General features: G+C 43.7%; 15 protein-coding genes. 6 read left to right on the forward strand and 9 right to left on the reverse strand.

What is annotated here, in order from left to right; all coding sequences use genetic code 11:
- The first annotated feature begins 94 nt into the window (after positions 1-94).
- Both MuYL_RS04635 and MuYL_RS04640 read left to right on the forward strand, forming a co-directional pair.
- Positions 95-718, forward strand: a complete 624-nt coding sequence (locus MuYL_RS04635) for a polysaccharide deacetylase family protein (protein ID WP_094569416.1) — start codon at positions 95-97, stop codon at positions 716-718.
- A gap of 224 nt (positions 719-942) precedes the next feature.
- Positions 943-1,845: a hypothetical protein gene (locus tag MuYL_RS04640; protein ID WP_094569417.1), complete on the forward strand. Its 903-nt coding sequence runs from the start codon at positions 943-945 to the stop codon at positions 1,843-1,845.
- A gap of 21 nt (positions 1,846-1,866) precedes the next feature.
- On the opposite strand, the gene MuYL_RS04645 is transcribed toward MuYL_RS04640, so the two are convergent.
- The gene (locus tag MuYL_RS04645; protein WP_094569418.1) at positions 1,867-2,745 is read right to left on the reverse strand and encodes an AraC family transcriptional regulator; all 879 of its coding nucleotides are present in this window, start codon (positions 2,743-2,745) and stop codon (positions 1,867-1,869) included.
- Between the two features lie 132 nt (positions 2,746-2,877).
- Here MuYL_RS04645 and MuYL_RS04650 point away from each other — a divergent pair, with 132 nt between their 5' ends.
- The gene (locus MuYL_RS04650) at positions 2,878-3,417 is read left to right on the forward strand and encodes an O-acetyl-ADP-ribose deacetylase (RefSeq protein ID WP_094572851.1); all 540 of its coding nucleotides are present in this window, start codon (positions 2,878-2,880) and stop codon (positions 3,415-3,417) included.
- A 69-nt stretch (positions 3,418-3,486) separates the two neighbouring features.
- On the opposite strand, the gene MuYL_RS04655 is transcribed toward MuYL_RS04650, so the two are convergent.
- The 6 genes from MuYL_RS04655 to MuYL_RS04680 form a co-directional block, all read right to left on the reverse strand.
- Positions 3,487-4,734, reverse strand: coding sequence for an NAD(P)/FAD-dependent oxidoreductase (locus MuYL_RS04655; protein WP_094569419.1), 1,248 nt, complete (start codon positions 4,732-4,734; stop codon positions 3,487-3,489).
- Between the two features lie 23 nt (positions 4,735-4,757).
- Positions 4,758-5,756, reverse strand: coding sequence for a 4-hydroxyproline epimerase (locus MuYL_RS04660; RefSeq protein ID WP_094572852.1), 999 nt, complete (start codon positions 5,754-5,756; stop codon positions 4,758-4,760).
- An 85-nt stretch (positions 5,757-5,841) separates the two neighbouring features.
- Positions 5,842-7,416: an aldehyde dehydrogenase (NADP(+)) gene (locus MuYL_RS04665; RefSeq protein WP_094569420.1), complete on the reverse strand. Its 1,575-nt coding sequence runs from the start codon at positions 7,414-7,416 to the stop codon at positions 5,842-5,844.
- A gap of 112 nt (positions 7,417-7,528) precedes the next feature.
- Positions 7,529-8,452 (reverse strand): dihydrodipicolinate synthase family protein, encoded by a 924-nt coding sequence (locus MuYL_RS04670; RefSeq protein ID WP_094569421.1) that lies wholly within the window; start codon positions 8,450-8,452, stop codon positions 7,529-7,531.
- Between the two features lie 25 nt (positions 8,453-8,477).
- The gene (locus tag MuYL_RS04675; RefSeq protein ID WP_094569422.1) at positions 8,478-10,700 is read right to left on the reverse strand and encodes a putative Ig domain-containing protein; all 2,223 of its coding nucleotides are present in this window, start codon (positions 10,698-10,700) and stop codon (positions 8,478-8,480) included.
- An 81-nt stretch (positions 10,701-10,781) separates the two neighbouring features.
- Positions 10,782-12,791, reverse strand: coding sequence for a glycoside hydrolase family 127 protein (locus MuYL_RS04680; protein ID WP_094569423.1), 2,010 nt, complete (start codon positions 12,789-12,791; stop codon positions 10,782-10,784).
- Positions 12,792-13,182: 391 nt separating this feature from the next.
- Here MuYL_RS04680 and MuYL_RS04685 point away from each other — a divergent pair, with 391 nt between their 5' ends.
- The 3 genes from MuYL_RS04685 (at position 13,183) to MuYL_RS04695 (ending at position 14,514) form a co-directional block, all read left to right on the forward strand.
- A complete protein-coding gene (locus MuYL_RS04685) occupies positions 13,183-13,539 on the forward strand; it encodes a glycoside hydrolase (RefSeq protein ID WP_157740601.1) in 357 nt (118 codons plus the stop codon).
- A gap of 236 nt (positions 13,540-13,775) precedes the next feature.
- Positions 13,776-14,129: a glycoside hydrolase gene (locus MuYL_RS04690; protein ID WP_094569425.1), complete on the forward strand. Its 354-nt coding sequence runs from the start codon at positions 13,776-13,778 to the stop codon at positions 14,127-14,129.
- A 25-nt stretch (positions 14,130-14,154) separates the two neighbouring features.
- Positions 14,155-14,514 (forward strand): hypothetical protein, encoded by a 360-nt coding sequence (locus MuYL_RS04695; RefSeq protein WP_094569426.1) that lies wholly within the window; start codon positions 14,155-14,157, stop codon positions 14,512-14,514.
- A gap of 56 nt (positions 14,515-14,570) precedes the next feature.
- Here the strand turns inward: MuYL_RS04695 and MuYL_RS04700 are convergent, their stop codons facing one another.
- Both MuYL_RS04700 and MuYL_RS04705 read right to left on the reverse strand, forming a co-directional pair.
- On the reverse strand, positions 14,571-15,920 hold the full coding sequence (locus MuYL_RS04700; protein WP_094569427.1) for a sigma-54-dependent transcriptional regulator: 1,350 nt from the start codon (positions 15,918-15,920) through the stop codon (positions 14,571-14,573).
- 116 nt (positions 15,921-16,036) lie between these two features.
- Positions 16,037-17,368, reverse strand: coding sequence for a Gfo/Idh/MocA family oxidoreductase (locus MuYL_RS04705; protein WP_094569428.1), 1,332 nt, complete (start codon positions 17,366-17,368; stop codon positions 16,037-16,039).
- Positions 17,369-17,405 lie beyond the last annotated feature (37 nt).

The following is a 17,405-nucleotide window of genomic DNA, read 5'->3' on the forward strand; positions in this document are numbered from 1 at the left end:
ATTATTGATACATTTAGCACCTAAATAAATTGTCTAACAGCTAACGGCGTGAAAGTTATCACTAACTGTGAGCCATCAACCATTAACAATTAAAATGTACCTGGTAAAAACCCCCTGGCTGCTTAAAAAGCTATATCCCAATTTAATATGGGACACAGATAAAACCTCCCGGGCCATTTATCTGACTTTTGACGATGGACCTATACCGATTGTTACACCATTTGTTTTAAATATTTTAAAACAGTATAATGCCCTGGCCACGTTTTTTTGCATAGGCGAAAATATTTGCAAACATCCCGATATCTTTGAACAGCTAAAAAGTGAAGGCCACGCCATAGGTAATCATACTTATAATCATCTAAAAGGTTGGGATACAGTTGATAAAGTATATCTCGATAATTTTTTAGAGGCCGATAAATTAATGGATTCCAAATTGTTTCGTCCACCTTACGGAAGGGCAAAAAGATCGCAGGTAAAACTGCTTAAACAAGCTAAACCCGGCCTGGAGTTTATTATGTGGAATGTGTTGTCTGCCGACTATGATGTAAATATAACTCCCGAAAAATGTTTGGATAATGTTTTGAAGCATACCCAAAGCGGCGACATCGTTCTATTTCACGATAGTTTAAAGGCCAGAGATCGGATGGAGTATGCGTTGCCAAGGGCGCTTGAAGTTTGGAGCAGGGAAGGGTATAGCTTTAAACCCATTGCTCTTTAAGTAATCAGTAAAATTTAACGTTCTTTGGTATAATAATGTTCATCGTGCCCACGGTACCAAGTAGTGCGGCGTCTGTTTTGAAAAATAATTATGAAATATTATTTTTCTTGATAAGCTATTTCTTGTCGGCAGCTTGTAATCTATGCGCCGCCTTAACCAAATCTTCACACTAAAAGTGTTTATTTGCGTTATAATATGTTTTAATACACAGGTTAATATATTAAATGAAGCGTTCTAATAAATTAAAGATCCTGGTTCCGCTGGTCATCATACTTTTTTTAAGTGCGTATGGCCGGCACAGGCAACTTAGCCGCGAAATTGATATTGCCGGTAAGCTGGAGGCGAGGGAGATGAATGAGATCTCGGGTATTGCCGCATCCGGTTTAAACCCCAACGTTTACTACGTTCACAATGATAGCGGCGATACCAGCCGTTTTTTTGCTATATTACCCACCGGGACATTAAAATCAACCATATATTTTAAAGGCGAGCCAAAAGAACAAAAAGGCGTTAAAGATTGCGAAGATATTGCTGTAGGGCCCGGACCGGCAAAAAATAAAAGTTACATTTATTTGGGTGATATAGGTGATAACAATGCAAGCCGGTCCTTTTTAACTGTTTACCGGATTGAGGAAAAAGCAGCATGGCTGGATACCGAAAATACAACCACTAACACCGTTCCGTTACATTTAAGATATCCCGATGGTCCGAGAGATGCGGAAACATTGATGGTTGATCCGATAGAAAAACTGCTGTACATTGTTTCAAAACGACAGGATTCCGTTTCGGTATATACAACGCCGCTAAATTATAAACCTAATGATACGGTTATCTTAACCAAACGCTGTAAATTATATTTTAAAGGGTTGAAGGTGTTTAAATGGATAACTGCGGGGGATATATCAAAGGATGGCGCGCAGGTTGTACTAAAAAGCTACGAAAAGGTTTATTACTGGAAACGCAAAGGTAGTGAGCCCATTTGGAAAACCTTACAAACCAAGCCGGAAGAGCCTTTTTATGTACCCGAAAAACAGGGCGAAGCAATAGGCTTCACTCCGGACGGCAAGGGCTATTTTACAACAAGCGAGGGTGTTTATTCGCCCATATATTTTTATAAAACACCGTAGCAGCAGGATCACCTGAAAATTTTATTCTATGGTATTAGAATAGCTGTTTACATAATCTCGCGGAGATACACCGGTAATGGTCTTAAACACGTAGTTAAAATTGGTAATGCTGTTAAAGCCGCAGCTATACGCAATAGTGGCAATGCTTTTTGCGGAGCCGTTAACCAGCATTTTACAAGCCTCGTTTACCCTCACCTTATTTACAAAGTTAACCAGGGTATGCCGGGTGTGTTTTTTAAAGTAGCGGCAAAAAGCTGTAGGAGTTAAATGCGCCTGCATAGCAACATCTTCAAGGGTTAGCGGGCTGCTGTAATTTTGCATAATATAATTATATACAGAAGCTATCCGCATGCCTTCAGGGTCAGTCATTGAGAATGAGTAGCTGCCCGACGACAACGGCTGGAGATTATTGGTTGCACTCAAAACATTCAGCAGTTCAATAAAACTGTAAAGCTGCTCAACGCCACTGGCTTTTTGAATTGCCGCTATCCTTGCAGCCATAGCCGTGTACATGCTATCGGGCACTTTAAACCCGCTTTGATTTTGTGTTATAAATGTTTTAACGGTTTTCATTTCGGGCAGGCTAAACAATGCCGACAATTTCCCCGATGGATTAAAGAAAATAGTAACGGTGTGCACCTCCCTTTCGCTGTCTCCCTGAAAATACGCCGGGTCGCTTTTGAATAAATGAGGAAGGTTGGCGCCAATCACATAAATTTCTCCTTCCCGAAAAACATGCATGCTGTTCCCTGCTAAAAGCGTGCCTTCGCCTTTCCTGATCCACGTGATCTGGATCTCTGCATGGCGATGGAGGTAAGTATAAAAATGCGGCAATATTTCATCCTGCACAATGATGGAATGATCATGCGGGACGGGAATAGTAAAGGGCAGCACTTTCATAGGTGTAAATTTAGTTAATTAACTTGAATGCGTTCAAAAGGCAGTAAGTTCCGGAATCGGAGAATCATAATTTTTACTTTTCCTTTAATAATTATGGAACATTTATTGTTTATGTTTTATAAATTACCAGCTATGTCCTCTGCTAGTTATACAATAGAGATCCTTAAAGCCGATATCACCAAAATAATAGCAGATGCTATTGTAAATGCAGCTAACACCTCACTTTTGGGCGGCGGTGGCGTTGACGGCGCCATTCACCGGGCCGGTGGGCCTGAAATTCTCGAACAATGCCGTAAAATAGTTGCCAGGCAGGGTGGCTGTAAAACAGGCGAAGCTGTGATAACTACTGCCGGCCGGTTGCCGGCTAAATACGTTATTCATACCGTTGGTCCCGTATGGAACGAGGGCAAATATCATGAAGCCGAAAAGCTGGCACGCTGCTACACAAACGCCCTTCAATTAGCCATTGACAACAATTGCAAAACCATTGCTTTCCCAAACATTAGTACCGGGGTTTACCGGTTCCCGAAAGATATCGCAGCGAAAATTGCTGTTGAAACAGTTAGTGACTTCCTTTCAAAAACAAACGAGATTGAAAAGGTAACATTTGTATGTTTTGACGATGAAAATAGTGGGCTTTACGAAGCACTTTTAAATCTGGACTTGAAGTGATAGAAGATCTCGATATGAATTGTTGTTAACTAACGAATTCCGAGATCTTCTAATGCTTTAAGTCTTATACTACTGATAACGGTTAGCGTCAAATAATCCCGCTTCTATAACAGGCTTTTTATCGTTAAAAGCATCTGCAATTAACTTGCCTGTGGCCGGGGCAAGGCCCAGGCCAATCATAGCATGCCCGGTTGCAATGGCCATGTTCTTATATTTGCTGGTCATCCCGATATACGGCAACCCGTCCGGCGAACATGGCCTGAAACCAAACCAAACATCTTTTTGATCAGGTACCGCAAGTTTAAAATCAGGGAAATATTTCGGAACCGACTCCACAATCCCCTTAACGCGGTTCATGTTCACCTGCTTGTTTATTTTGCCTATCTCCATGGTGCCACCAAAACGAATCCCATCGTTCATAGGGGTTATGGCAACTCTCGCCTCGCAAAGAATCGACGGAATTGTCATGGGCTTAACCGGGTTATTCACCATAAACGAATAGCCTTTTCCGGGCATCAAAGGCACGTTTAAACCGGCCATTTTAGCTATCGCCGGCGACCATGAGCCCCCTGCTATTAAATATTTATCGCCGGTAAAAGTTTTGTCTTTGGTACTTACTGATGTTATTTTGCCACCATCATGATTAATGCCTAAAACTTCAGTGTTTCGGTGGATGCGGACGCCTTCTGCTTCAAGATATTTGATCAGCCCCTTCATCAGCTTATTGGGCGACATGTGCGAATCACAATGATAATGTACCGAGCCTAATATGTCCAGCTCAACATCCGGCTGTAGTTTGCGGGTTTCAGCCGGGGTAAGGTACCGGGCGTCCAGGCCAAGGTTAGTTGCCTTTTCAATTAAATGAAGTTCCTCTTCCTCTACCTTTGCCGATTTAAACAGCATCAGGATACCTCTGTCTTCCAGCCCAAAATCAATACCCGATTCTTTTTCAAATTCGTGGTACAAGTTCCTGCTTAGCAAAGAAATATCCCTCAAACCACCTGCGGAACGCTCCACATGTTTTTTGGTTGCACTTTTCATAAACTTTAAGCCCCAGCCTATCAGCTCCTTACTTAAGGATGGCTTTACATAGAACGGGCTTTTACTGTCAAACATCCAGCGGATTCCCTGCTCAATCATCCCGGGCGAGGCCAGCGGAACAAAATGGCTTGGCGTAACCATCCCGGCATTGCCATACGAGCAATTATCCGACAGGTCGCCCTGCTCTAAAACGTCAACTTCCCATCCCGATTTGTGCAGGTAATAAGCCGAAAATAAACCTATCACGCCACCGCCAATTATAATTGCTTTGCTCATATTTAATCTTAATTCAATCAGCCTTAAATCACCTGGAAACCAAATGCATAAGGGTCCTCGTCATCTATTTTAATTGTGTTGTAGCCATATACCCTTGCCCAGCCTTCAATGCCCGGTATAATGGCGGGTTTATCGCCTATCATTACTTCGTCCTCAACAGTGCCGATGAACTGGCTGCCGATAATACTTTCGTGAATAAACTTATCGCCTTTTTTTAATTTGCCTTTTGCGTGCCACTGGGCCATACGCGCAGATGTGCCTGTTCCGCAGGGTGAGCGGTCTATCGCCTTGTCCCCGTAGAAAACGGCATTGCGGGCGGTTGCTTCCGGCGATATGGTTTTACCTGTCCAGAGGATATGTGAGCAGCCGTTTATAGTTGGGTTTTGCGGATGTACAAAAGTGTATTTTTCGTTTATCCGCTGCCGTAAAACCCTGCTCCATGAGATGAGTTGATCAGCGGTATAGTCTTCAAGGCCTTTAAAATTGGGCTGAGGATCAACAATGGCATAGTAATTACCACCGTAACTCACATCAACCGTAAGTATACCCAAATCTGGGCATTCCACTTCCAGGTTTTCAGCGGCCAGGTATGAGGCCACATTGGTCAATTTTACTGATTTAACCTTGCTTCCTTCCTGTTTGTATTCAATCAGCACCAAACCGGCCGGTGCTTCCATGCGTACCAAACCGGGGATTTTGGGTATGATCAATCCTTCCTCAATGGCAATGGTAATGGTGCCTATAGTGCCATGCCCGCACATGGGCAGGCAACCGCTGGTTTCAATAAACAGCACGGCTACATCGTTTGCAGGATCATGAGGCGGGTAAAGAATACTGCCCGACATCATATCATGCCCCCTTGGCTCATACATCAAACCTTTACGAATCCAATCATACTCTTTTAAAAAGTGCTGGCGCTTTTCGCTCATGTTGTCACCCTGCAGGTTTGGCCCGCCACCGGCCACCAGTCTTACCGGGTTGCCGCAGGTATGTGCATCTATACAGAAAAATGTTTTAGTCATTTGTTTATTAGTCATTTTGTCATTGAGTCGCCAGGGTCGCCTTACTAAATTTTACAAGGAAGTAATGACCCAATGACTTAATGATTTATTTAGTCCATTCATTATTAAACAACCGCCAGATCTTTAGCGGGTTATTTGATTTTAATTCATCAGGCAGCAAATCCTCACTCCAGTTTTGCCAGCACACGGGGCGCACAAAACGTTTGATGGATGATGTGCCTACTGAGGTAAACCGGCTGTCAGATGTTGCCGGGAAGGGCCCCCCGTGATGGATAGCATTACCTACTTCAACACCCGTTGGCGGGCCGTTAAGTATCACTCTGCCTGCAAGGTTTGCCAGCTTATCGGTTATGCCGGTGTAGTTCGGCAATTCTTCTGTTTCGGCCATTATGGATGCTGTTAACTGGCCGTGTAATGAATCTACTACCTGTTCAAGCTGCGCCATATCATCAGCAACAACCAGCATAGAATAGGGCCCAAAAATTTCTTCCTTAAATTTTTCGTCTGCCAAAAACGCAGCAGCAGTTATTTCAGTAACCACAGCTGCTCCCTGGTTTGCTTTTTCCTGGTCCAGCTTGTCTGACTTGGCTATAACAGAAACGGCATCATCCAGCAATACTCCGGCGGATAGTTTACTAAAGTTTGCGCAAATCCCCGGCGTAAGCATCGTAGCTGAACTAACTTCAGCAATAGCTACAGCAAGTGCTTCTTTAAACGTATTTAATGCTGCTGATTTTACGGCGATCAGCAAACCAGGTTGTGTGCAAAACTGGCCAGCATTGGCAGTTATAGCGGCTGATAATTTTGCAAGTTCTGCTGCCCGGATCTCTAATGCTTTTGGTAACAAGATGATCGGGTTAACGCTGCCCATTTCGGCAAATACCGGGATCGGTTCGTCACGTTCACGTGCCATTTTAACCAATGCCATACCACCTTTAAGCGAGCCGGTAAAAGTTACTATCTTAGTTTTAGGATGTTTCACCAGAACTTCGCCAATAGCATAGCCATCATCAAACAGAATTGAGAAAACACCTTCTGGCATCTCTGTTTTTTCAGCTGCTTTTTTAATAGCCTCTGCAACTAATGCACTGGTGCCCGGGTGCGCCGGGTGTGCCTTAACAATTACCGGGCAACCTGCTGCTAAAGCGGCGGCGGTATCGCCACCTGCAACAGAAAATGCCATAGGGAAATTGCTTGCTCCAAATACCACACAGGGGCCAAGCGGTACCATCATTTTTCGAATGTCAATTCTTGGTAGCGGTTGACGGTCAGGAATAGCGGTATCTATAATTGCTTCAACCCACGAGCCTTCTTCCAACAGGTCGGCAAACATTTTAAGCTGGTTGGTAGTGCGCGCGCGCTCACCAATAAGGCGGGCTTCGGGCAAACCGCTTTCGGCCATAGCGCGTTCTATCAGCGGTGCGCCAATGGCTACTATCTCGTCAGCTATACTGCGCAAAAACGCAGCTTTCTTTGCCCCGCCAATGTTGCGGTATAATGAGAAAGCTTTGTCGGCTAGTTTCATAGCGGCATCAGCTTCAGACATACTCGCAGCATAAAACTCACCGGGCAGGCCTGTCCCTGAAGCGGGATCGACAGCTTTAAATTTTTTGCCTTGTTCGGGTTGGTAATTGTACCCTATTAAATTTCTTGTTTCCATAGTATATTTATTAAACGGGCAAAGACTTGCGAAGCTTTCAGCGCTTCGCAAGTCTATCGCCTGCAATGATAATATCGGGAAAAGTTTTGCAACTTATCCGGTCAGCACCTGCTTATGCTTCAACACCCCAGCTGCCGGCAGGCAATTCAGGGCGATTGGCAATGGCATTATCAATTATTGCTAATATCCTTGTGCGTTCTTCGCCGACAAGTGGCAGGCGTGGTGCCCTTACATTTTCAGTACCCAGGCCGGTTTGTGTTTCGGCAAGTTTAATGTACTGTACCAATTTAGGGTGAATATCCAATTCAAGCACAGGTAAGAACCACCGGTATATTTTTAAAGCCTCTTCGTGACGGCCTTGCTTTGCCAGGTTAAAGATAGCAACAGTTTCTCTCGGGAAAGCGTCAACCAAACCGGCAACCCAACCGTGAGCTCCCATAAAGATACTTTCCAGGGCCAGGGTATCAACACCGGTCATTAGTTTAAACCTGTCGCCAAACTTGTTGATCATCCGCGTAACATTACTTACATCACGGGTCGATTCTTTAACCGCCTGGATGTTTTCATATTTTGAAAGCTCTTCAAACATATCCAAAGTAACCTCAATCTTATAATCATAAGGATTGTTATAGATCATAATTGGCAGCGGCGTGCTTTTGGCAACAGCTGCAAAGTACTCCAGCGTTTCATGCTTGTCAGCAAGATACCTTAACGGCGGCAGCATCATTAAACCATCGGCGCCATATTTTAAGGCATTTTCGGCACATAAAAGTGCTGCTTTGGTAGTTTGCTCTGCAATGTTTAATATTACATAAGCGCGTTTGTTTACTGTTTTTACAGTTTGCTTAAGCAACTCTATCTTTTCTGTGTCGCTCAACACGCTGGCTTCGCCCAGTGAACCACCTATGATGATCCCTTTAGCACCTGCCTCTAACTGTGCCTCGATATTTTTATCAAATGCCGCAAAATCCATTTCATCGTTATCATTGAATTTTGTGGTTACCGCCGGGAATACCCCTTTCCAAATTACGCTCATATTATTGTTTTTTTGTTTAATCTTTTTACTTGCTCAGCTTTACCAGCATCACCCCGTGTGGCGCTACTTTAGCTGTATAAGTATTGCCGCTGGTTATTAAATATTTTTGTTGCCATACGTCGCGAATTTTGTTCAGTCCTTTCAGCCCGTTTTCGTCGCGGTTAAGTGTAATGGTTTGATACTTATCTGATGTATTGAAAATGCCTACAGCTTTACTACCATTTTCCAAGTCCTTTATCCAAACCTGGTAATCATCATTTTTAATGGCCTGGCTGGCCGCTTTGCCCAAAGCATCCTGGTCAATGGCCAGCACTTCATCGTTGGTAAGCAGCCCGAGCGTAAACCTGTCCATTTTGCCCATATCACAACCAATTAGTAAAGGCGATGCAAGCAGGCTCCACAAACTAATGTGGGTGTATTGCTCATCCGGCGTTAAATGGGTATTATGCTGGTTATCGCCCCAGCCTACTTTTCCCACTACCAGCATGTCAGGATCATTAAAATGACCGGGCTGTGCATAAGGGCCGTCTGCAGTTTGGTTAAATCCAATATCGCTCATGCTTTTCCAGGTATCAGTAATATCACCTGTAGAACGCCAGCTATTGCCGCCCACTTCTGCACCCCATTTCCAAACATCGCCCATACCATACTGGCAAAAACTGAACATAATATCACGCGGGATTTTATCTAATGCCGCACGCATTACCTGGTATGGTTTCTTCATATCGTCAAGGTTTGGAATTTGCGCCGTTACCTCGCTGTAGGAACACCAGTCGTATTTTAAATAATCTATACCCCAGTCGCCATAAGTCCTGGCATCCTGTTCTTCATGCTGCCAGCTGCCTAAATAACCGCCGCAGGTACGCGGGCCGGGAGAAGAGTAGATGCCCACTTTTAAGCCAAGGCTATGCACAAAATCAGCTGTGGCTTTCATATCCGGAAACTTTTGGTTGGTAACTATCTCGCCGCTTGCTGCGCGTTTTTCTGCTTCCCATCCATCATCAATATTTACAAAGTTCCAGCCGTGGGCACTTAGTTTTTCAATCATGGTTTTGGCGGCAATACGTACTTTTTCATCGTTAACGCTTAGTCCGAAAGCGTTCCAGCTGTTCCATCCAAGCGCCGGGGTAAGGCCTATTACATCGCCTATTTTTATAGTAAACTTCCTGGTATTGGCACCCAGGTTATTTTTTACGGTAAGGGTTACAGGGTAATCTCCTTTTTTGTTCACAACGCCGGTTATAATACCGGTAGCTGCATCCAGTTTTAATCCCTCCGGTAAACCTTCAGCTGCATAGGTAAAGGGCTTTTTGCCGCTGGCCGGCACCAGGTATAAAAATGGACTGCCCGGCTTTGCCCCGTAAACATCGGGCCCGTTTATCTTAGGCTTCGGGCTTGGATACGGCGTAAGCACGTAAGGTGTTCCATCTGTTTTGGTGATTGATTTACCTGATTTTTCTTCGGTAAACGTGTAGCTTACCCGGTACGATCTTTTTTCAAGACGGGCTATACTAAAGGTATAAGTAAACGGTTTTCCAGCTGTAAACGTGGCCTCGTTTGTTTTGTCGTAGATAATACTGTTGGTTTCCGGATCGGTTACTTTGAAAGCTAATTTCCCTTTATAAAGGTATTTACTTGTAGTAACCAGTTTAATGTACTTGTTTAAGCTATTGTTGTCGCCATAGGTAAAATCGGCATCGGTGTTAATGCTTACCGGATCCATCAGGTCCGCCATGCCTATAGCGAATTTATCTCCATATATTCCCCCGTCACCACCGGTATCAAATACGCGAATGGCTAATACATTTTCCTTATCCCATAAAATAGCAGGGTTATTTGCTGCAAAGGCATAACTTCGCTGGCCATAGTTGCCGGTTTTTATGTCGCCGCTTTTGCCTCCATATTTTGCCACCAGCTTACCGTTAAGGTAAACCTCGTCATTGTCATCAACATCATTAAGAATAATGCGGATGCTGTCTTTTAAATATGATTTTTCTTTTAATGATGATGGAATAACTAAGTGCAGCCTGTACCAGCCAAAGCCATCAATACCTTTGTAGCCCTGTTGCTCCCAGCTATGCGCCAAGTTGATGGGTTTCCAGTTTTGATCGTTATAGTTTGGCGATGCCCATTGGGCCGAATCGCCGATAGCAAACTTCCACCCATTTTTGATAGAAATTTCCTGTGCTGTAAGCCTGATTGTAAGCATTGCAGCCATACATGTCAGTAAAAATACTTTTCTCATCATTTTAATATTGATTTGATAATTGGTTTAACCGTAGCAACGGTGGTTTTGGGTTTAATACTGTCAAAACTACGGTTTAGAAAATTATTTTGTTATCAATTCAACATATTTTACCTGCTCAGGGAACCATACTGTCATTTCGCCTTTACCACGGTTAGCCCATGAGTAATAAGGTATTGCAGTCATTGTTTTATTTTCAGTGCTGACGGTCTGCGCGCCTTCATCAACATTAACACTTTTAACGTTTGCTTTTAAAACTGTTACTCCGTTTAACAATGCCGGTTCATAAGCAGTTGTAAAAACAGTGTTTTTGGGAACAATTATGTTACTTGCTTTGCCGTCGTTGTCCTTCCATTCGGCGCAATACATAACAGGTCCCCGTTGCAGGGCAACCTTGCCAATGTCATCTGCCAGGCTGGTATTGGCAACAACGCGCTGCACATCCATTGGCAGGGTTAGTTCAACCTTATCATTCTTTTTCCATTTTTTGCTGATTACTGCATAACCATTTTTTATTTGGTAATCAATGGCCTTGCCATTTACCTTGATCTCAATTTTTTGTGCCGACGACTGCTCATATGAATAAAGCGTTGACGGAATTGCCTGGTTTTGTGCCCAACCCGGGATGCGGATCCTCAGGTTCAGGTCCATTGCTGATGACGGGTTAATGATAAACGCAAGGCCGCCATCCCAGGGATAATTGTTTTGCTGGGTAATCTTTAAATCTTTATTGTTCACCTTCAAATTGCCGGTGCCGCTTATAAAAAGGTTGACATATACATCGCTGCCGTTTTGTGCATAAACATAGCCGGGGATAGAGGGGATGAGCCTTGCCACGTTGGTGGGGCAGCAGGAACAAATAAACCAGCCTGAACGGCCGCGCTCCAAATCAGGATGGTTAAAGCTGTCGCTTACCTGCATGGCATTGGTATAAAAAAAGGATTTTCCGTCAAGACCCACGCCGGAGATCAGTCCGTTATACAGTGTTTTTTCCATTACATCAATGTACTTGGAATCGCCGTGCAACAGGAACATCCGCTGGTTCCAGAAAACGCTGCCGATAGCCGCGCAGGTTTCATTATAAGCGGAGGTGTTTGGCAGCTCGTAGTTTTCACCAAACCGTTCGCCATCGCCAACAGCGCCAATGCTGCCCTGTACGTACATTTTTTTGGTTACCATATTGTTCCAGATCCTGTCAATCGCTTTTAGGTAAGCAGTATCGCCGGTTAGGGCGGCAACATCTGTCATGCCTGAATACAGGTACATAGCGCGTACAGCGTGGCCTTCAGCTTCATCCTGTGCAATTACCGGCTCGTTATCCTGGAAATAGGTTCCGTTTTCGTAAACATTTTTACTCTTGTCGTTATATTTTTTAATCCCACGCTGATCAATAAAGAATTTGGCGAGGTTCAGATAATCGGCTTTGCCTGTTATGCGATAAAGCCTCACCAGGCCCATCTCCACAATTTCATGACCTGGTGCAACGTGTTTTTTAGAAGGTCCGAAAGTACGCACCAATAGATCGGCATTTTTTAGCGCTATATTTAGAAAGTTGCGTTTGCCTGTAGCCATAAAGTGGGCTGCTGCAGCCTCATACATGTGGCCGCAATTGTACAGCTCATGGCTCATCTTCGATTCGTTGATCCAGCGTTCAGGCCCTGCCCATGATTGCGGGTGAACCGGGTCAATACTGCGGGCGGTATATAAATAACCATCCGGTTCCTGCGCTTTGCCTACAATAGTTATCAATGAATCAATATAGGCAGATAATTTAGCATCAGGGTGAACAGCCAATGAATAGGAAGCTCCTTCAATAGTTTTGTAAATATCGGTGTCGTCAAAAGGATAGGTGGTGCAGAACTTACCTTTATGTTCTGCAGCCATAACAAAGTTTTTGATCCTGCCAGTACTGTCACAACGGGCAAATGAAGCCGGGATTGTAACCGTGCGATTTGTTTCTATGCGCGATGTCCAGAAATGGTCAGTAAGCTTAACGCTGGTAAAGGGCACCGGCTGAATTGGGTAATCCTGCTTTTGGGCATTTACTGAAAGCCAGCTACAAGTTATAACCAGTAAACAGATCTTTTTCATCATATCCTTTTGTACGTTAGTTGATTAAGTTGAGCGGTGACTGGCGCGAGGGCTAACTCTTAACCAGGTATCGTGGGCCACCACAACTTCTACATTCAAAGGTACATACTGTAAAAGTTTAAAATCAAAGGATTTTTAGCAGGTTCTTCCCGTATTTTATCTTATTATTCCGTTTTGTGTAATTTATAAGGTTAGGATAATGGAAGAAATGGGCAGCGAATGTTAATTAATGCTTAAATATAATGTTAAAACCTGCTATAAACTTAACACAGTGTTTATGATTTGATTTAATCCCGGCTCTACCTTTAGCTATTGAAAACCAACCCTATCCGGGTACGTTTTAAACGATCAGAAAAAGGAAAATATAAAAGCGATTAATCAAAAATCAAAATCTATGAAAACTCCAAAGATCATTTTTACTGCATTGTTAATGTGCTGCTTTTTTACAGGCTTTGCCACCATTGAAAGCTTAAACGGCAGCTGGACCGGCCTTCTAAAAACCGACCAGGGAGACGAATACCCCTTGTTGTACAATTTTAAAATAGACGGCGACCAGTTGACAGGTACTGCCAAAACTCCAAAAGGTGACATGCCGATAAATGACGGCAGCATAAAGGGAGACACCTTTACTTTTAATGTAATTGTAAATAACATGGAAATTGATCACACCGGCAAATTTTACGGAGATTCGGTTGGTGTGGATATTAGCCTGGGCGATGCACGGTCGCACGCTACATTAATAAGAAAATAACACCGGGGCTTTAATAAAAATGTTTTTTAGGGAGCAAATAGCGTTTCTTGGCAACTAACATTGTTCGCTCAAAATATTTTTCTCTTATCCTTAAATTATTTATTTTTAAGCAGATAACGGCCGCTGACTTTTACGGTGGTAATTTATATCTTTACTGTAACACTTGTATTACTAAAGCGTCTTACAAAAAACTAAAAACTAAAAACTAAAAACTAAAAACTAAAAACTAAATTGTCATGAAGAAATTTTTTACAACCACAGCATTGTTATGCTGCTTTATGGTTTGCTTTGCTGTAATGGCAGACATTGCCGGCAAATGGTCGGGCACGATTGTTACTCCTGATGGGCAGGATATCCCGGTATCTTACAACTTTAAGGTGGATGGCGAAAAACTAACCGGAACAGCAGACTCACCTCAGGGATCTGTTTCTATTGATGACGGAAAAATTACCGGCGACCAGTTTTCATTCAAAGTTTCGGTGTCAGGCAACGACTACCCACACACGGGTAAAGTTTATGCTGATTCATTAGCGATGGATCTTGATTTTGGTGGACAAAAAGTTCATTTTATTGTTAAGAAAGATAAATAGTAATCGATTTAAAACCCGAACCAGCATGAAAAAAGTCTTTATAACCACAGCGTTGCTTTGCTGCTTTGCAGTTTGCTTTGCCTTTGTGGCAGATTTAACCGGGAAATGGACCGGCAGTCTTTTAGCTCCTGATGGCAATGAATATCCGCTGAGCTACAATTTCAAGGTAGATGGTGATAAATTAACTGGTACAGGCGATTCGCCGGCTGGTTCAGTAGCTATTGCCGATGGTAAAATAAGCGGCAACGATTTTTCTTTCAGCATTCCTGTTAATGGAGTGGATATCAAAAATACCTGCAAGTTTTATCCGGAAGCTGATTCAGTAGGGATGGATATTGATTATAATGGGATGAAGATGCACGCTACACTTAAACGTGCCAAATAACCGGACTATAAGTTTGTTAAAAAGACCTTGCCAAAACCGGCAGGGTCTTTTTTTTGCTATTCGAGGCCATAATCTTTTAGCTTACGATAAAGCGTCGCAATGCCTATACTAAGCAGGCGGGCTGCTTCGGCACGGTTGCCGTGGGTGTGATTAAGCACGCGCCGGATGTGCAGTTTTTCAACAGATGCCAGATCAAACGCCGAAAGTGAACTGCCGGGCTGAACGGTTTGCGGGCCCTGCATTTCGTAAGGTAACAGGGTTTCGTCCAATGTATTTTCATCAGCTAAAATAACAGCGCGCTCAATAATGTTTTTCAATTCGCGAATATTACCTGGCCAGTTGTAAGCTTCAAGCTTTTCAACAAACGTATCGCTCATGCCGGTAATTTGCTTTTTAACCTTTGCACCAAAATATTGCGTAAAGTATTCGGCCAGCAACTTAATGTCTTTTTTGCGATCACGAAGGGCGGGCAATGTTATCTGGAAAACTGATAGCCGGTAATACAGGTCAGAGCGGAAGCCTTCTTTGTTAACCTCGGTTTGTAAGTTACGGTTGGTAGCAGCTAATATGCGCACGTTAACCTGGGTGGGCTTAGTATCGCCAACCTTTATAAACGACTGCGATTCTAGCACTCTTAGCAACTTAGCCTGTAAGTCGTGGTCCAGCTCGCCTATCTCGTCCAAAAATATGGTGCCACCGTTAGCTTCTTCAAAAAGTCCTTTTTTGTCTTTTACCGCTCCGGTAAATGAACCTGCTTTGTGGCCAAAGAGCTCGCTTTCCAAAAGTTCTTTGGTAAACGCGCTGCAGTTTACTGCTACAAATGACTTGGCATTGCGCGGGCTGGCCTGGTGGATGGCCTCTGCGAAAATCTCTTTGCCGGTGCCTGTTTCGCCCAGCAGCAAAACCGTGGTATCTGTCAGCGCTACTTTTTGCGCCAGTTTTATAACTTCGGTTATAGCAGCCGACTTACCGATAAGCCTTTCGAACCCAAATTTGCTATTCAGCTTTTTCTCCAGCTCCAAAATCTTTTGCTGCAACAGTGCCTTATCCATGGCCTTGCTTACCAGCGGTATTATTTTTTCGTTATCGTCGCCTTTGGTTATATAATCAAATGCGCCGCCTTTAATGGCTTTAACGCCATCGTTTATAGTACCAAATGCTGTTAAAACAATAATTTCGGTAGCTGGCCAGCTAGCCTTTATTTGTGCAGTTAATTCTATGCCATTGGCATCGGGCAATTTCACATCACTGATCACCACGGGGATTGGCTCCTGCTGTAGTTTCTTTAAGGCTTCTTTCCCGGTTGAAGCAACCAATACATCGTATCCTTCCAGCTGAAGGATTCGGGCAAGCAGGTTGCGCAGCCGCTCTTCATCATCAATTATTAAAAGCTTGTCTTTTTGCATGATTTGATGCAAATGTGGAATATTATTTCGGAATTATAAAGAAGCGAATTGAAAACGTAAAACACCTCTTATAGAATTCCGAAATAAATTTAATTTGATGTTGGGTGATTCCAGCATTAAACTTTCGGCAACTTATAGCCGTTATGATATTCCTTCATCAGGTATTCGCTGTTAATGGCTTTATCGGTAAATTCATGAGCAGTGTTGTTCCACTCCAGCTTTTTGCCGCTACGGAAAGCGATGTTGCCCATTTGTGCTACGGTTGCCACATGGGCACCCGCCTGGATAGGGCAATTCAGGTTATCCATTTTGCGCGATTTTACAACACTTACAAAATTTTCCCAATGCTTATCCAGTCCATCGTCAGACTTTGCCACAAAAGGCTTGCTCACTTTGTTGCCGCTCTGGCGTTCCTCTATTACTTCCCAGCCGCCCCGGTTTAAAATGAGCGTGCCGTTGTTGCCTATATAGGCAATGCCGTGGTCACGGTTATAAGAGCCGTTATCGATACCCATGGCCGAATCCCAAACCATATTGAAACCATCAAATTCATATAACGTGGTGAGGGTATCGGGGGTTTCTTCAGCTAATTCAGGATAAGCAAATCGCCCCCCTAAAGCCGAAACCGATTTCGGGACAGGCGATTTCATGCCCAGCAGGCCATAATCCAATAAATGCACGCCCCAGTCGGTCATAAGGCCCCCTGCATAATCCCAAAACCAACGGAAGTTAAAATGAAACCGGCTGGCATTAAAAGGTACCGTTTTGGCAGGGCCCAGCCATGATGCATAATTAACACCGGCAGGTGGCGCGCTATCCGGAACCATCGCACCGGGCTTCATCCAGCCCTGGTAACACCATACTTTTACCGTTCTTATGTTTCCCAACTGCCCGCTTTGCACAAAATCAACGGCATCTTTAAAATGCTGCTGACTGCGCTGCCACTGCCCGGCCTGAACTACCTTGTTGTAGCGCTGTTGCGCGCTAACCATAGCCCGGCATTCCATAATGGAATTACCTACCGGCTTTTCAACATACACATCTTTACCGGCTTCAACAGCATGCATCATAATCAGGGCGTGCCAATGGTCTGGTGTGCCTATTACAACGGCATCAATATCTTTTTGATCGAGCAACTGACGGTAATCACCAAATTTTTTAATTTTCGAAGTATCGTAACCTGTTTTGGCTAAATCAGCCAGCCTTTTATCCATCACATTTTTATCTACATCGCATACCGCAACCAGGTTTACGCCCGGTATTTTTAAGGCTGATGTTACGTCTGCCCAGCCCATTCCGTTGATGCCGATGGCACCAATATTCAGTTGGTCACTTGGGGGAAGGCCACTTTTAAAAATGGCAAAAGCCTGGTTATTTAAGGCCGATGTTAATAAAGTGCCACCGGCTACGATGGCTGATTTCTGTAAAAAATCTCTACGGGAGCTCATAATATCAAATAATTGGTTGCAATAAATTTAGGTTTAT

Source organism: Mucilaginibacter xinganensis, from assembly GCF_002257585.1.
GTDB classification, from domain to species: domain Bacteria; phylum Bacteroidota; class Bacteroidia; order Sphingobacteriales; family Sphingobacteriaceae; genus Mucilaginibacter; species Mucilaginibacter xinganensis.

What these genes read in the sequence shown, in the direction of transcription:
- MuYL_RS04635 (WP_094569416.1), top strand. Translation starts at nt 95, where the DNA reads ATGTACCTGGTAAAAACCCCCTGGCTGCTTAAAAAGCTATATCCCAAT.
- MuYL_RS04640 (WP_094569417.1), top strand. Translation starts at nt 943, where the DNA reads ATGAAGCGTTCTAATAAATTAAAGATCCTGGTTCCGCTGGTCATCATA.
- MuYL_RS04645 (WP_094569418.1), bottom strand. Translation starts at nt 2,745, where the DNA reads ATGAAAGTGCTGCCCTTTACTATTCCCGTCCCGCATGATCATTCCATC.
- MuYL_RS04650 (WP_094572851.1), top strand. Translation starts at nt 2,878, where the DNA reads ATGTCCTCTGCTAGTTATACAATAGAGATCCTTAAAGCCGATATCACC.
- MuYL_RS04655 (WP_094569419.1), bottom strand. Translation starts at nt 4,734, where the DNA reads ATGAGCAAAGCAATTATAATTGGCGGTGGCGTGATAGGTTTATTTTCG.
- MuYL_RS04660 (WP_094572852.1), bottom strand. Translation starts at nt 5,756, where the DNA reads ATGACTAAAACATTTTTCTGTATAGATGCACATACCTGCGGCAACCCG.
- MuYL_RS04665 (WP_094569420.1), bottom strand. Translation starts at nt 7,416, where the DNA reads ATGGAAACAAGAAATTTAATAGGGTACAATTACCAACCCGAACAAGGC.
- MuYL_RS04670 (WP_094569421.1), bottom strand. Translation starts at nt 8,452, where the DNA reads ATGAGCGTAATTTGGAAAGGGGTATTCCCGGCGGTAACCACAAAATTC.
- MuYL_RS04675 (WP_094569422.1), bottom strand. Translation starts at nt 10,700, where the DNA reads ATGATGAGAAAAGTATTTTTACTGACATGTATGGCTGCAATGCTTACA.
- MuYL_RS04680 (WP_094569423.1), bottom strand. Translation starts at nt 12,791, where the DNA reads ATGATGAAAAAGATCTGTTTACTGGTTATAACTTGTAGCTGGCTTTCA.
- MuYL_RS04685 (WP_157740601.1), top strand. Translation starts at nt 13,183, where the DNA reads ATGAAAACTCCAAAGATCATTTTTACTGCATTGTTAATGTGCTGCTTT.
- MuYL_RS04690 (WP_094569425.1), top strand. Translation starts at nt 13,776, where the DNA reads ATGAAGAAATTTTTTACAACCACAGCATTGTTATGCTGCTTTATGGTT.
- MuYL_RS04695 (WP_094569426.1), top strand. Translation starts at nt 14,155, where the DNA reads ATGAAAAAAGTCTTTATAACCACAGCGTTGCTTTGCTGCTTTGCAGTT.
- MuYL_RS04700 (WP_094569427.1), bottom strand. Translation starts at nt 15,920, where the DNA reads ATGCAAAAAGACAAGCTTTTAATAATTGATGATGAAGAGCGGCTGCGC.
- MuYL_RS04705 (WP_094569428.1), bottom strand. Translation starts at nt 17,368, where the DNA reads ATGAGCTCCCGTAGAGATTTTTTACAGAAATCAGCCATCGTAGCCGGT.